We start from the raw sequence: 13,881 nt of genomic DNA, 5'->3' as shown, positions 1-13,881 counted from the left end.
GTCCGGGTCATGCGCCAGGGGTGTGGCCGCCGCCCCGATGGGGTAAATCCGCACGCCGATACCGGTGCCGTCGCACTCGTTCAAGGGAGCAGACCACATGACCGGACCACACGAAGTGCCGCTGAGCGCGGAGGACCGCGCCGCAGGTGAGAAGTACGCCGGACCGCACGATCCCGGCCGGCCGGAGGACTACGCCGGCGAGCCGGTGCCCGACCCGTGGGACGAGGATGCGGAGGGCGTCACTTCGTCCGCATCTCCCAGCGGATCAGACGCTGGTCCCCCGAGTCCGGACGAAAGTAGCTGAGGTACTGCACCAGGCCGTCGCGCTCGGCGAACTCGGCATGCCCGAAAAGGGCGTAGTTCGCCGACGCGCCGGCCTTGGTGGTGATCAGGTCGCGGCCGGCGGACCAGGGACCGAACGGCGAGCCGCCGACCTGGTAACGCACCGTGTTGCTGCCGTACGGCATGTAGACGTTGACGTACGCCCGGATGGCCGGGTCGTAGAACACGGTCTGCCCGGCGGCGCCCGCGTCGATGAGGCGGTCGGCGTGGCCGTCCGAGCGTTCCCACGCCCCGTGGTGGTAGTACCGCCACGCCGCCTTGTCCGCGATGTCACCCAGCGGCACCCGGGCCAGCTTGCATCCCAGGTAGGTGCAATCGCCGTACAGGTAGGCGTCGCCGCCGACGACGAGCGCCGCCGAGCTGTACGCGCCCTGCCCGTCCGCGGCGAACATGGTCCGGTCGCGGCCTTCGACACTGGACACCGACGGGCCGTTCGCCGGGGTGAGCCGGGTGACCTTGTGGGTGGTCATGTCCAGCGCGGCGATGCCCGTGCCCAGGCCCTTGCCGAGCGGGCCGGAGCAGGGCGTGCCGTCCGTGCCGCCGCGGCACAGTTTCCCGTACGTGACGAGCACCCGGTGCCGTGCCTCGTCGGCGATCACGGCGCCCGGCCAGAAGCCGAAGACCGCGCCGCAGTACTGGCCGGTGCAGCCCGCGCCGGAGTTCGCCTTCTCGAACGCGCGCTCGGCATCGGTGCGCGGGATCAGCTCCACCGGCGTCTGCCCGTTACGCACCGTGAAGCCGTTGCCCGACCGCAGGTCGATCCCGTCGGACGCGTCCCGGTCGGCGGTGATCGCCGCGGTGTTGGACAGGAAGCCCCACGGGTCTTGCAGCGTGGTGTCGTCGAAGATCCACACGGAACGTCCCTGGTAGGGGGTGCTCTGGCCGTTGTCGCGTCCGTCCACCCGGGCGTTCTGCCGGATCGCTCCGACGTCGGCGACCGAGGCGGTGGCCGGGAAGGCGGGCACGGTGTCGCGAAACGTGCCGGTTCCCAGGGCCGCCTGCGTCGGGTTGGCCGACGGTGACGCCGACGACGGTGACGCCGGCGGACGCGCCGCCGCGCTCGTGCTGGGCGACGGCGTGCCGGACGGCGCGGTCGAGGCGAGCGTGGTGGCGGCGGGCGCGCCGAGCACCGGGTGCAGCGACGGCTGGTGGTGCGGGCGGGCGGCCACGACGGCGGCGACTCCGCCGGTCACCAGGACGGCGGCGAGCACACCCCCGGCGATCTTGCCGCCGAGCGTGCCGAGCAGCGCACCCTTGCCGGCTCCCGCGGCCCCACCGGCATGCGCGGCCCCACCGGCATGCGCGGCCCCACCGGCATGCGCGGCCCCACCGGCATGCGCCGCCCCACCGGCATGCGCCGCACCGCCACCGTGCCCGGCCGGGCCGTGCCCGATGCTCCCGTGTCCGGCCGTGCCGGAGGTTCCGCTCGCCTGGCCGAGGCCACCGGCGGCCATGCCCGCGTGCCATCGCGCGACAACGCCCGCCGCCAGGTCCGGCGGCGGCACCAGCAGGGGCAGACCGGCGAGCACCTGCTCCAGGCCGCGGGCGCCGGGGGCGAACGGGGCGCACCCTGGGCAGGCGCGCAGGTGCCGCGCGATCCGCTTGCGCCACAACGGGGACGGCTTGCCGTCCCATCCGGCCAGCGCCTCGCCGAGGTCCGGGCACCCGGGAACGGCGGCCAGTGCCCGCACCACAGCGCGGGCCACGTTCACCTGCTCGCGCATGCGCTGCACCCGGACCGCCACGTGCGCGGCGGACTCGTCCAGCACGTCGGCGATCTGCGCCCGGCTCAACTCACCGCGAACCTCCAGCCACCACAGGGCGAGCACCTCGCGATGGCCGTCGTCGAGCCACGCCGCCGCCCGTGTCATCTCCCGCTGCTCGGTCTCCACGAGCTGCCGGGTGGTCACCGCCTCCTCGACGTCCACCGCGTCGTCCCGGCGGTCCGGGACCTGAGGCTCGCGCAGCATCCGTTCCCGGCCGGCCCGCCGACGGGCGTCGGCCAGTTGGCGCAACGCGATGGTGATCATCCATGAACGCAGTCGTTCGCCGTCGCGCACGCCGCTCAGCCCTCCGATCACCCGGATCATCGTCTCCTGCACGATGTCGTCCACGTCCAGGTCGGGCTCCGCGGCGCGGCGCAGCACGTTGTAGACCAGCGGGAGATAGGCGGCCACCACGGCGTCCAACGCGTCCCGGTTTCCCGATCGCGCGGCCTCCACCACTTCGGCTCGCGGCATCTGACTCACATACACAGCCGGATCACACCGTTCGTCTCGACGACAACGCTCCGGTGAGGCAGACCGCCGCCGCTCAAGGTCATAACACTAACGAGCCGAAAATCAGCCAATGATCACGATCAGTATCATCGACGTGACTTTAGGTGCTACGTTGTCGCGGTGCCTCTCGCTTCTCCGGTCCGAGACAGCCCGTGGCCGACCCGGGTGCGCCCCAGCGTTCCGCGCCCCCACGACCACCGGGCCGCCCATCCGTCGGCAGCAGGCGTGGCCGACCCTCCCCGGCGGAAGACTTCGCGCGAGCACACACCGCGCGCCTCCCGGACCGTGTCGGCCGGCCCCGCCGCACCGCAGCCGGACGCGCCACGGCTGGCGCCGTCGTCGTCCGGGGTGCCACAGGTCCCCGACGAACGGTCCCTCAGCGAGCGCCGACGTGAGTCGGTGCGCACCGCGGTCGAGATCGCGCGGCACCGGTTGCGCCGCGGCGAACGGCTGGAGGCCGCGGAGCTCCTCGACCGGTGCGTGCGTGTGCTGCGGCAGTATCAGATCGACGACGCGGAGCTGGCCGAACGCCTCGCGTACGCGCACGACCGCACCACCGGCAACGGCCCCACCAGCCTGAAACCCGAGGTGCTGCAACGGGTCATCGGGTGGGTGACCCGCGAAGAGCTGGCGGCCGGCCGGCGCGCGCTGGACGAGGGACGGCCGGTGACCGCCGCCCGATGCTTCGCCGCGGCGGACACCATCGATCCGCGCGGCACCCGCGCGGCGTTGCTGCACGCCCAGGCGTTGCAACGGGTCGCCCTGCGCACCATCAGCCGAGGTGAGGCGGTCGCCGCCCGGACCGCGTCCGGACCGGAGCACCGCCGTCTGCACGCCCCGGCGGAGGACACCGGGAGCCTGCAACGCGCCGAGCGCTACCTGCGGCGGGCGGTGTCGCTCATCGCGCGGGCGGGCGCCGATCCGGGGCTGCGGGACCAGAGCGGCGTACTGGGCGAGATGATCGAGAACCAGCTCTCCCGGCTGATGTCGCGGCGCTCCTCGACCGCCCGGATGGCGGCGGCGTGCGCGTGCCTCGTCGACTACGAGGCCTTCGTGCAGCACTACCACGCGAATCGGCACAGCCCGCTGCTCAACCACGACAACCTGCGATCCTCCGTGTCGGCGCTGGCCTCGCGCATCTACCGGCTGCGTTCGCACTCCCCCGCCGCGTCCGCGGAGGGACGGCTGCTGACCGTGCTGGCGGCCGGCATCGGCGAGCTGCAACGCAACCTGCCGTCCTAGAGCCACGCACCGCTGCGGGCAGTACCGTGCGGTCATGAGAATCAGTTTCGGGTGCCCGGTCTCCGGCGCGTGGGCCGAACCATCGTCGGTGACCCGCGTCGCCACCCGTGCCGAACAGCTCGGATATCACTCGCTGTGGTCGTTCCAGCGCCTGATGGTGGGCACGGACCAGGATCTGGCGCCGGTCTACCGCAGCGTCCTCGACCCGCTGCTCACCCTCGCGTACGCGGCCGCGCACACCGCCACGATCCGGCTCGGCGTGGCGGTGATCAATCTGCCGTACGTGTCCCCGGCGTACCTGGCCAAGCAGGCGGGCACCCTGGACGTGCTCTCCGGCGGGCGGGCCGACCTGGGCCTCGGCACCGGGTGGTCGGAGGTGGAGTTCGCGGCCACGAACTCGGACCCGAAGCCGCGCGGCCGGCGCACCGAGGAGTACCTGTCGGTGCTGCGCACGCTGTGGAGCGGCGAAACGGCCTCGTTCGACGGCGAGTTCTACACCGTGCCGCCGAGCGTGATGGCGCCCGCGCCGGTGCAGCCCGGCGGGCCGCCGATCCTGCTGGGCGGCAGCGCGGACGTGGCGCTGCGGCGCGCCGGACGGCTGGCGGACGGGTGGGTGAGCAGCAGCCGCGCCACCGCCGCCGACATCGCCCGCGGCGCGCAGATCGTGCGGCAGGCCGCCGCGGACGCGGGCCGCGACCCGGCGGCGATGCGGATCGTGGTGCGGGGCGTGGTGCAGGCGGGCCGGCGCGACGAAGCGATGCCGCTGTCCGGGAGCTGGGCGCAGATCCGCGACGGCGCCGATCGGCTCGCCGAGGCGGGGGTGACCGAGTTGTTCTACGACCTGAACTGGGATCCCCAGGTCGGCTCGCCGGACGCGGACCCGCTGGCGGCGCGCGACCGGGCCGAGGAGATCCTCGCCGAGCTCGCCCCGAAGGGCTGAAGCGGCGGTCGCGGGACATGGCCCCGCGACCGCCCCCATCATGGCTCGGCGCTCACCGACGGCTCAGAGCAAGCCAACGGCTCAGAGCAAGCCGACGACTCAGAGCGCGCCGATGGTGATGCCGATGGCCGTCGGGTCGCCGCTGTGCACCAGCGACTCCTGGTTGGCCACGTCGTCGAAGGCGAACGCGTACGCCTTGCCGTCGACCATGTTCTCGTGGACGAGCTTGTTGTACAGGTTCACCCGTTCGTTCTGGTAGAACGTGGACGGATCGCTGCTCGGCTCGACCGGCTGGCTGCCCAGGGTGCCGCGTTGCAGGGCGGCGCACAGGCTGCGCGCGATCGGCCCGACCACGGCGTCGTTCGGGGCGCCGAGAGCGCCGTCGCAGCCCCACACGTCGGCGGTGGCCGGCTTGTCGAAGGTGGCCACCTGCGCGCCGGTGGCGTCGGTGAAGGTCATCACGTCACCCGAGGTGCGGCCGGTGAAGACCGTGTCGGGCTGCTCGGCGAACGGCTTCACGGTGAGGTCGGCGTTGGCGTACGCCGCCCACGCCGAGTCGATGAAACCGTCCAGGTAGTCGCTCGGGAAGTTGCCCACGTCGGCGCCCTTGCCCGGGGCGAGAACCCGCAGCACCGTGCCGTCGTCGCGGCGCTGCACCAGGCCAGCCCACGCCGGATCGGCCGCGATGCCGTCGATGACCGCCTGCCGGCCGCCCGGCTTGAGCTCGCCGGTGGTCAGCGTGCCGCCGTCGGAGCCGGTGACGCTCACCGCGTGCGGCACCGCAAACATGTCCACCTGCGAGCTGTTCAGCCATACGCCCGCATCGTTGTAGGTGAACTCGCTCCAGTCGAACAGAATGTTCGTGTTGGCGTCACCGCCGGCCCACGGCGCCGGCTGGACCAGGCCGTCCTGGCTGAGCTTGAAGTCGAGCTTGTCGCCGAACGACATGTACATCCGGCCGGACAGGCCCTTGGGCACCGAGATGGTCTTGCTGGCACCCTGCGCGGGCCCGTCGATCGAGACGTCGGGGGCCGGTACCGGCGGGTTGGCGCCCCCGGTCCACGGGGTGAACGCGCCGGCCTCGTCCACATAACCGAGCTGGTCGCCGGAGACACCGAGCACGTACAGGTGCAGGGCGTCGGACCGGCCGGAATCATTTGTCACGGTCAGCGGGAGCAGGTCGGGTCCGGAGGCGGCCATCGCATTGGGGATGACGGCGGCGGCCGCTGGCACCGCGACGGCGGCAACGGCCAGACCGGTGAGGACCTTCCGTTTTAAACGCATGAACACTCCAGAATCGGCCCCCACGACGCCGCGTCGCCCGAGCGGCGACGTCGTACGACCAGAGCATCGGGGGCGCGGACAGGGGATGTTGGGGGATGCGCCCTGGTCGTCACGCTCCGCAACGACGACACTCGGCGGCGGCATCGTCGGCCGCAACGGCCGGATACCCGGCCCGCCTCGTCGATGAGAGCGCTCTCAGGAGGATCACGAGACGATCACGAAATGTCAACGGCCCGCGGCGAACACGGAACGTCATCCCAGGCGACCGCGCCGACCAATGCCCGTAGTTCCCCACGCCATTGCCCTTTGGTGCTATTCGGACATAACCCTCACCGGCGGCGGCCGGCACCCGGCAACACCCACAGCCCGCCAGTCCCACCAGCCCGCCACGCCGCACGGGCGGGGGTGTCCTTGACGACGAATCCGGAGGCGCCGGCGGCCATGGCCTGGCGCAGGTGCTCCTGACCGAAAAGGATCATCTGGCGGACCGACGCCTGGGCACTGAGGACGGTGACCGCTGAGCGAATACTGAAAAATTTCGGCCAAACAAATGCCCCTTGAGGGCCACGTTCGGCTGTGGACACGCCGTCGAAACGCGCGGGAAACCGTGCCCGTGCCGACCGGGCGGCGACTGTGCGCATTGGAACGATTCCCTGAAGTCACAAGGCATCCCGCTATTCGGACATAGGTCCGTCGCGGAGATCCCCTTTAGACCATCAAAGTGGACATAATGCCGCGTGCATATGACGCATGTCATACGACACACATCGGTAGGTGTTATTTATTCGATGCGTCAACTCATTTCCTACGGACGTTTTCCGGGCTACGTTGCGACTCGCAGCATCCGAATACCTCTCACGCACGACGCCTGTGGGGTGCGTGTCCGTTGGAGGTGACTACCCGTGGAGCCCATGATCGAGGACTCGGGCGTGGCCGAGAGCGCGGAGTCTCGCACCGAGACCACCGAGCGCACACCGGCCGGCCGGCAGAACGCACGTACCCGGAGCAAGTCGCCGACCGCCATCGCGCTGGAGCGGCTGCGCCGCGACAAGGTGGCCATGGTGTGCGCGACCATCTTCGGCCTCTTCATCCTGATCGCGATCTTCGCGCCGCTGCTGACCACGTTGGAGGGTCAGGATCCGACCACGTACCACCAGGATCTGCTCGACGACTACGGCTTCCCGACCATCGCGCCGAACGGCGAGCACTGGCTGGGCATCGAGCCCCGGCTAGGCCGGGATTTGTTCGCGCGCTTCGTCTACGGCGCCCGGCCGTCGCTCATCGTGGCCGGTTCCGTCACCGCGCTGACCACTGTCATCGGCGTCGTGGTGGGTCTGGTCGCCGGGTTCGCCGGCGGCTGGGTCGACCGCGTGCTGTCCTGGTGCATCGACTTCGTGCTGAGCCTGCCGTACCTGCTGTTCGCGATCGCGGTTCCGGCCGTGCTGCTGTCCATCTTCGTCGGGTCGGCCGAGGGCGCGCCGCCGGACGACGTGGCCCGAGCCCGGTTCTTCTCGCTGATCATCGTGCTGTCCTTCTTCGGCTGGGCCAACCTGGCCCGCCTCATCCGCGGTGAGGTGCTCTCGCTGCGCGAGCGCGAATTCGTGGCCGCCGCGAAGGTGCTGGGGGTGCCGACGCACCGGGTGCTGTTCAAGGAGCTGCTGCCGAACCTGGTGGCGCCCATCGTCATCTCGGTCTCGCTGGCGCTCCCGCAGTACATCGTGACCGAGGCCGGGCTGACCTTCCTCGGCGTCGGCCTGACCGAGCCGACGCCGTCATGGGGCGTCACCATCGCCTCCGCGCAGAACTACTACCGGGCCGACCCGCTGTATTTGTGGCTGCCCGTCGGCGCGATCACGGTCCTGGTGCTGTCGCTGAGCCTGCTCGGCGACTCGGTCCGGGACGCCTTCGATCCCCGCACCCGGCGGTGACGTGCCGCTCGCCCCGCCCCCGGGGACGACGGTCCGTCACGGAGATGAGAAGAGGAGACATGGCACGGCGATTGAATGTGGCCATCGCGGCAGCCGCCGCCCTGGCCCTGGGGGTGACCGGCTGCAGCAGCCCGTCGTCCAACAACGGCAGCAACTCGGACGCGGACACCGGGGAGATCTCGACCCAGTCGAACGCGCTGGACCCGAACGCCAAGGGCCCGGCGACGCCGGTCGCCGGGGCTAAGCCGGGCGGCACGATCACCATCCAGGCGCAGGTAACGCCGAACACCTTCGACCCGACGGACATCTACTACGTCGACGCGAACGAGATCGGGAAGCTGCTGTTCCGTACGCCGACGCAGTTCGACATCCGCAACGGCAAGCCCACCCTGGTGCCGGACCTGACCGACCTGGGCACCGTGTCGGCGGACAAGCTGACGTGGACCTTCAAGATGCAGCAGGGCATCAAGTACGAGGACGGATCGCCGGTCAAGGTCGAGGATCTCGCGTACGCGATCAAGCGCTCGTTCGCCCGCGACATCTACGTCAACGGCCCGGCGTATCAGACGCAGTTCTTCACAGACGGCGACAAGTACAAGGGCCCCTACAAGAGCGGCGACACCTACTCGGGTGTGCAGACCCAGGGCACCGACACTCTGATCATCCACCTCGCGAAGCCGTTCTCCGACCTGCCGTTCTTCATGACCTTCCCGATGTTCACGCCGATCCCGAAGGCGAAGGACACCAAGCAGGATTACAAGAACCACCCGCTGGCCACCGGGCCGTACATGTTCGACTCCTACCAGGCGGGTACGTCGCTGAAGCTCAAGCGGAACCCGAACTGGGACCCGAACACCGACGCGGCGCGGCACGACTACCCGGACGCGTGGAACTTCCAGTGGGGTGTGGACGCGGTCAAGAGCCAGGCCGCGGTGCTGCAGAGCAACGGCAACGACGCCAACACGCTCAACTACGACGTGCTCGACGCCTCGGTGATCCCGACCATCCAGAACGGCAAGCAGGACCAACTGGTCACGGGCGAGAGCACCTGCACGATCGTCGTGCAGATGGACTCCCGCAAGATTCCGCTGGAGATCCGCAAGGCGATCGCCAAGGCATGGCCGTACGACGCGAACTGGAAGACCGAGGGCCTCAACGACTACGTCGCCCAGCGGGCCACCACGGTCATGCCGCCGAGCGTGCAGGGCTACCAGAAGTACCCGCCGATCACCGACCTGACGGACACCGGCAACGGCGACCCGGCCGGCGCCAAGAAGATGTTGCAGGACGCGGGCAAGCTGGGCTTCGAAGTGAGCTGGTACTTCGACAACACCAAACCGAAGACCCAGCAGGTGAGCCAGGTACGGGCGGACGCGCTGCGCAAGGCGGGCTTCACCGTCAAGCCGATCGGTGTGTCCACCGCCGACCTGCGGGCCAAGACCGGTGACTACGACGCCCCGGTGAACATGGGTCAGAGCCCGGCCGGCTGGTGCTCGGACTGGCCGACCGGCGGTTCGTGGATTCCGGTGCTGTTCCAGACCCACTCGATCGCCGACGGTCAGAGCTGGGGCATGCTCAGCGACCCGGCCCTGGACAAGGAGATCGACGCGGTCGCCAACCTCCCCGCAGAGGAGGCGACCAGCAAGTGGGCCGCGCTGGACCAGAAGATCATGGGCATGTACATCGCCCTCCCCCGGTACTACGACAAGCTCGCGAACGTGCAGGGCACCAACATCGGCAAGACCGTCGGTGACCCGACCGTCGGCATGCCGCTGATGACCAGCATGTATCTGAAGAGCTAGCGCGCAGACGCACCCGCGGTGGTCCGTTCGGCCGGCCTGATCCGGCCGGGCGGGCCACCGCAGGCGTACCCGTCGTCGCACGTACACACGCACACACCCTGTCTGTACCGAGGAGCCGAACGGTGCTGCTGTACATCCTGAAACGCATCGTGAGCGCGATCTCCGTCGTCATCGTGACCCTGGTGGCCAGCTTCGCGCTGTTCTTCCTCGCCCCGACCGACCCGGCCGGCGTCATCTGCGGTCCGCGCTGCACGCCGACGCGGCTGGCCGACATCGAGCAGAGCCTCAACCTCGACGAGCCGCCGTTGGAGCAGATCGGCTCCTACATGAAGGGTCTGGTGGTCGGCCGGGACTTCACCAGCGGCGGGGTCACGCAGCATTGCGACGCGCCGTGCATGGGTTACTCGTACACCCTCGGCCAGCCGGTCACCAAGCTGCTCAAACAGGCGTTCCCGGTGACCCTGTCGATCGTCCTCGGCGGCGCCGTGGTGTATCTGTCGGTGGGCATCCTGGCCGGCACCATCGCCGCCCAGCGACGCGGCACCACCCTGGACAAGGTGACCGTCGGCACCACGCTGGTGGTGAACTCGTTCCCCTACTTCGTGCTGGCGCTGCTTGTCGCGTTGTACGCCACGTTCCTGCCGCAGACCGGGTACCACTCGTTCCTGGACAATCCGCTGTTGTGGGCGTCCGGTCTGGTCGCCGCATGGCTCACCCTGGGTCTGGCGAACGCCGCGGCGTACACCCGATACTCCCGGGCCTCCATGATCGAGTCGCTGGGCCAGGACTTCGTGCGGACGGCCCGCTCCAAGGGGGTCCCCCACCGCCGCGTCGTCTACCGCCACGGCCTGCGCGCGGCGCTCACCCCGGTGGCCACCATCTTCGGCATCGACCTGGCGTTCCAGCTCACCAACGCGATCTTCACCGAGAGCATCTTCGGCCTGCCCGGCCTGGGGATGCTCACCCTGCGCGCCTTCGCCCAGTACGACCTGCCGACCCTGCTGGGCAGCGTCTTCGTCGGCTCGGTGGCGCTGGTCCTGATGAACCTGCTGGTGGACATCGCGTACACGTTCCTCGACCCGCGGGTCCGGCTCGGATGAACCACCGTCGACTCTCCAAGAAGGCTGCCGCATGACCGACCAGACGACCAGGGCGCCGCAGACCGTGGCCCGAGCCGCCCGGGCCAAGCGGGCGAACGAGGAGCCGTACCTTGAGGTCAGCGACCTGCATGTGCAGTTCCCGACCGCGGACGGCCTGGTGCGCGCGGTGCAGGGCCTGAGCTATTCCCTGCCGCTGGGCCGCACGCTGGCGATCGTCGGCGAGTCCGGCTCCGGCAAGAGCGTGTCCAGCATGGCGGTGCTGGGTCTGCACGACGCCAAGACGGCCCGCATCTCCGGCTCGATCAAGGTCGGCGGACGGGAGATCACCGGGCTGAGCGAACGAGCCCTGGAGAGCTACCGCGGGGTGGACGCGGCGATGATCTTCCAGGATCCGCAGTCGTCGCTGCACCCGTACTTCACCGTGGGCGACCAGATCATGGAGGCGTACCGGACGCATCGCCGGGTCTCCAAGCGCGCGGCGAAGGCGCGCGCGGTCGAAATGCTGGACCGGGTCGGCATCCCGAACCCGCGGCGGCGGGTGGACAACTATCCGCACGAATTCTCCGGCGGCATGCGCCAGCGCGCCATGATCGCGATGGCCCTGGTCAACGACCCCAAGTTGCTGATCGCCGACGAGCCCACCACCGCCCTGGACGTCACGGTGCAGGCGCAGATCCTCGACCTGATCACCGACCTGCAGCGCGACTTCGGTTCGGCGGTCGTCTTCATCACCCATGACCTGGGCGTGGTGGCGGAGATCGCGGACGACATCCTGGTGATGTACGCGGGCAGCGCCATCGAGCAGGGCCCGGTGGAGAAGGTGCTGGGTACGCCGCTGCACCCGTATAGCTGGGGGTTGCTGGAGAGCGTGCCGGCGCTGACCGGCGAACCGGCGCCGCTGCACCCCATTCCCGGTACGCCGCCCAGCCTCCTGGCCGTGCCGAGCGGCTGCGCCTTCCACCCGAGGTGCGAGTTCCGCGATCGGGTGCCGCAGGACCGGTGCCGCACGCTGAAGCCGGATCTGCTGGCGCGCACCGCCGACCCGGGACACACCTCCCGCTGCCATCTGCACGAGCCCGACCAGGTGTTCCAGACCGACATCTCGCCCCGGCTGCCGTAAGGACGACGACGATGACCACAGCGACCGCGACGTCCGCGTCGGGCGTACCCATCAAGGACGGCGCGCCCCTGCTCGAACTCGACGACCTGGCCATGCACTTCAAGGTGCGCGGCGACGGCCTGCTGGGGCGCAAGAACAAGCGCGTGCAGGCGGTGGACGGCGTCGACCTGACCGTGCGGGCGGGCGAGACGCTCGGCCTGGTCGGCGAGTCGGGCTGCGGCAAGTCGACCACCGCGCGGCTGATCACCCGCCTGCTGGAGCCCACCCACGGCGAGATCCGCTATCAGGGGCACGACATCGCGCATCTGTCCGAGCGGCAGCTCCGCCCGTACCGCAGGGAGATCCAACTGATCTTCCAGGACCCGTACTCGTCGCTGAATCCTCGGCACACGGTCGGCACCATCGTCGGCACCGCGCTCCGCACGCACGGCATGGTGTCCCGCGGTGGGGAGACGGCCCGGGTGCAGGAGCTGTTGGAGATGGTCGGGCTGAACCCCGAGCACGACAACCGCTATCCGCATGAGTTCTCCGGCGGCCAGCGCCAGCGCATCGGCATCGCCCGCGCGCTGGCCGCCCGCCCGAAGATCATCGTGGCGGACGAGCCGGTCTCCGCGCTGGACGTGTCGATTCAGGCGCAGGTGATGAACCTGCTCGAAGAACTGCGCCGGGAACTGGGCATCGCGTTCGTGTTCATCGCGCACGACCTGGGCGTGGTGCGGCACTTCTGCGACCGTGTCGCGGTGATGTATCTGGGCCGGGTGGTCGAGCAGGGACCACGGGACGAGCTGTACGGCGCTCCGCAGCACCCGTACACTCAGGCGCTGTTGTCGGCGGTGCCGGACATCGCGGTCGCCCGTGGCATGCCGCCCAAGTCCCGGATCCGCCTGGAGGGCGATGTGCCGAGCCCGGTCGACCCGCCGTCCGGTTGCCGGTTCCGCACCCGATGCTGGAAGGCTCAGGACGTGTGCGCACAGAAGACGCCGCCGCTGGAGGAGAAGGCTCCCGGCCAGGTTGCCGCCTGCCACTTCGCCGAGCCGATGACGAGTCTGGCAGCATGATGCGCTGATGCCGCCCACGGTCTACCAATCCCGGTCCCGCACCACGCGCCGGCGCCTGCTCATCGGCGGCGCCGTGGTCGTGTTGATGTTGGCGGGCTTCGTGGTGGGCCGGATGGCGTCCGAGCCGTCCTCCGCGGCGGCGACCCCGGAGACCTCGGTCTCGGCGGGCCCGGCGTCCGCGCCGCCGTCGGTGGCGGCCCCGTCCGCATCGGCGGCACCGTCCGCGCCCCCGCCGCCGGCGGCACCGGTGGGCACGGACGCCTACCAGCCGATCCAGGCCGAGGCGTTCGCCGACAAGAACGGCATCGACGTGCAGGACACCGAGGACGCGGGCGGCGGCCAGAACGTGGGTTGGATCAACAACGGCGACTGGCTACGCTACGACCAGATCAACTTCGGCGATCAGCCGCCGGTGCAGTTCGTCGCCCGGGTGGCGGTGGCGGCGCAGGCGCCGGGCCGGATCGAGGTGCGGATGGACGCGCTGGATGCCGCACCGCTGGCAACCCTGAACACGACGAACACGGGCGGCTGGCAGAACTGGCGCACGGACGTGACCCCGATGACGGCGGTGACGGGCGTGCACACGGTCTTCTTGACGTTCGGCAACGACAAGCCGGACGACTTCGTGAACGTCAACTACTTCCAGTTCACCCGGGGCGAACCGGCGTCCTGACAGGCAGCCCCCAAGCCCGCCACACACCCCGCCGCCGCCCCACCCGCCCGCCCCCGCGCTCCGGTGACCCGCGCCGCCCGCGCGCCCACGCGCCCCCGCGCCCACGCGCCCAC

Annotated in this window: 11 protein-coding genes; 8 read left to right on the top strand and 3 right to left on the bottom strand. The window is 70.3% G+C overall.

The window, feature by feature from the left end:
- Positions 1-239: 239 nt before the first annotated feature.
- The gene (locus IEY73_RS06335; RefSeq protein ID WP_189078137.1) at positions 240-2,582 is read right to left on the bottom strand and encodes a DUF5005 domain-containing protein; all 2,343 of its coding nucleotides are present in this window, start codon (positions 2,580-2,582) and stop codon (positions 240-242) included.
- A 324-nt stretch (positions 2,583-2,906) separates the two neighbouring features.
- Between IEY73_RS06335 and IEY73_RS06330 the strand changes: the two genes are divergently transcribed.
- On the top strand, positions 2,907-3,863 hold the full coding sequence (locus tag IEY73_RS06330) for a coiled-coil domain-containing protein (protein ID WP_189078136.1): 957 nt from the start codon (positions 2,907-2,909) through the stop codon (positions 3,861-3,863).
- A gap of 34 nt (positions 3,864-3,897) precedes the next feature.
- Entirely contained in the window at positions 3,898-4,803 is a 906-nt protein-coding gene (locus IEY73_RS06325) for a TIGR03619 family F420-dependent LLM class oxidoreductase (protein WP_189078135.1), read from the top strand.
- Between the two features lie 99 nt (positions 4,804-4,902).
- On the opposite strand, the gene IEY73_RS06320 is transcribed toward IEY73_RS06325, so the two are convergent.
- Together IEY73_RS06320 and IEY73_RS06315 are read right to left on the bottom strand one after the other, a co-directional pair.
- On the bottom strand, positions 4,903-6,087 hold the full coding sequence (locus IEY73_RS06320; RefSeq protein WP_189078134.1) for a beta-1,3-glucanase family protein: 1,185 nt from the start codon (positions 6,085-6,087) through the stop codon (positions 4,903-4,905).
- Between the two features lie 329 nt (positions 6,088-6,416).
- The gene (locus tag IEY73_RS06315; protein ID WP_189078397.1) at positions 6,417-6,566 is read right to left on the bottom strand and encodes a hypothetical protein; all 150 of its coding nucleotides are present in this window, start codon (positions 6,564-6,566) and stop codon (positions 6,417-6,419) included.
- A gap of 432 nt (positions 6,567-6,998) precedes the next feature.
- Between IEY73_RS06315 and IEY73_RS06310 the strand changes: the two genes are divergently transcribed.
- The 6 genes from IEY73_RS06310 (at position 6,999) to IEY73_RS06285 (ending at position 13,768) form a co-directional block, all read left to right on the top strand.
- The gene (locus IEY73_RS06310) at positions 6,999-8,015 is read left to right on the top strand and encodes an ABC transporter permease (protein WP_189078366.1); all 1,017 of its coding nucleotides are present in this window, start codon (positions 6,999-7,001) and stop codon (positions 8,013-8,015) included.
- A 59-nt stretch (positions 8,016-8,074) separates the two neighbouring features.
- A complete protein-coding gene (locus IEY73_RS06305; protein WP_189078133.1) occupies positions 8,075-9,817 on the top strand; it encodes an ABC transporter substrate-binding protein in 1,743 nt (580 codons plus the stop codon).
- Between the two features lie 122 nt (positions 9,818-9,939).
- A complete protein-coding gene (locus tag IEY73_RS06300) occupies positions 9,940-10,917 on the top strand; it encodes an ABC transporter permease (protein WP_189078132.1) in 978 nt (325 codons plus the stop codon).
- Between the two features lie 31 nt (positions 10,918-10,948).
- On the top strand, positions 10,949-12,037 hold the full coding sequence (locus tag IEY73_RS06295; protein ID WP_189078131.1) for an ABC transporter ATP-binding protein: 1,089 nt from the start codon (positions 10,949-10,951) through the stop codon (positions 12,035-12,037).
- 11 nt (positions 12,038-12,048) lie between these two features.
- Entirely contained in the window at positions 12,049-13,095 is a 1,047-nt protein-coding gene (locus IEY73_RS06290; RefSeq protein ID WP_189078130.1) for an ABC transporter ATP-binding protein, read from the top strand.
- 7 nt (positions 13,096-13,102) lie between these two features.
- Complete coding sequence (locus tag IEY73_RS06285; protein WP_189078129.1) at positions 13,103-13,768, top strand: carbohydrate-binding protein; 666 nt, start codon at positions 13,103-13,105, stop codon at positions 13,766-13,768.
- Positions 13,769-13,881: the final 113 nt, after the last annotated feature.

It is taken from the genome of Mangrovihabitans endophyticus (genome assembly GCF_014646155.1).
GTDB lineage: Bacteria > Actinomycetota > Actinomycetes > Mycobacteriales > Micromonosporaceae > Actinoplanes > Actinoplanes endophyticus.
The sequence above is the reverse complement of the archived record's forward strand: the minus strand, read 5'-3'. Positions and strand labels throughout refer to the sequence as shown.

What these genes read in the sequence shown, in the direction of transcription:
- IEY73_RS06335 (WP_189078137.1), bottom strand. Translation starts at nt 2,582, where the DNA reads ATGCCGCGAGCCGAAGTGGTGGAGGCCGCGCGATCGGGAAACCGGGAC.
- IEY73_RS06325 (WP_189078135.1), top strand. Translation starts at nt 3,898, where the DNA reads ATGAGAATCAGTTTCGGGTGCCCGGTCTCCGGCGCGTGGGCCGAACCA.
- IEY73_RS06320 (WP_189078134.1), bottom strand. Translation starts at nt 6,087, where the DNA reads ATGCGTTTAAAACGGAAGGTCCTCACCGGTCTGGCCGTTGCCGCCGTC.
- IEY73_RS06315 (WP_189078397.1), bottom strand. Translation starts at nt 6,566, where the DNA reads ATGATCCTTTTCGGTCAGGAGCACCTGCGCCAGGCCATGGCCGCCGGC.
- IEY73_RS06310 (WP_189078366.1), top strand. Translation starts at nt 6,999, where the DNA reads ATGATCGAGGACTCGGGCGTGGCCGAGAGCGCGGAGTCTCGCACCGAG.
- IEY73_RS06305 (WP_189078133.1), top strand. Translation starts at nt 8,075, where the DNA reads ATGGCACGGCGATTGAATGTGGCCATCGCGGCAGCCGCCGCCCTGGCC.
- IEY73_RS06295 (WP_189078131.1), top strand. Translation starts at nt 10,949, where the DNA reads ATGACCGACCAGACGACCAGGGCGCCGCAGACCGTGGCCCGAGCCGCC.
- IEY73_RS06290 (WP_189078130.1), top strand. Translation starts at nt 12,049, where the DNA reads ATGACCACAGCGACCGCGACGTCCGCGTCGGGCGTACCCATCAAGGAC.
- IEY73_RS06285 (WP_189078129.1), top strand. Translation starts at nt 13,103, where the DNA reads ATGCCGCCCACGGTCTACCAATCCCGGTCCCGCACCACGCGCCGGCGC.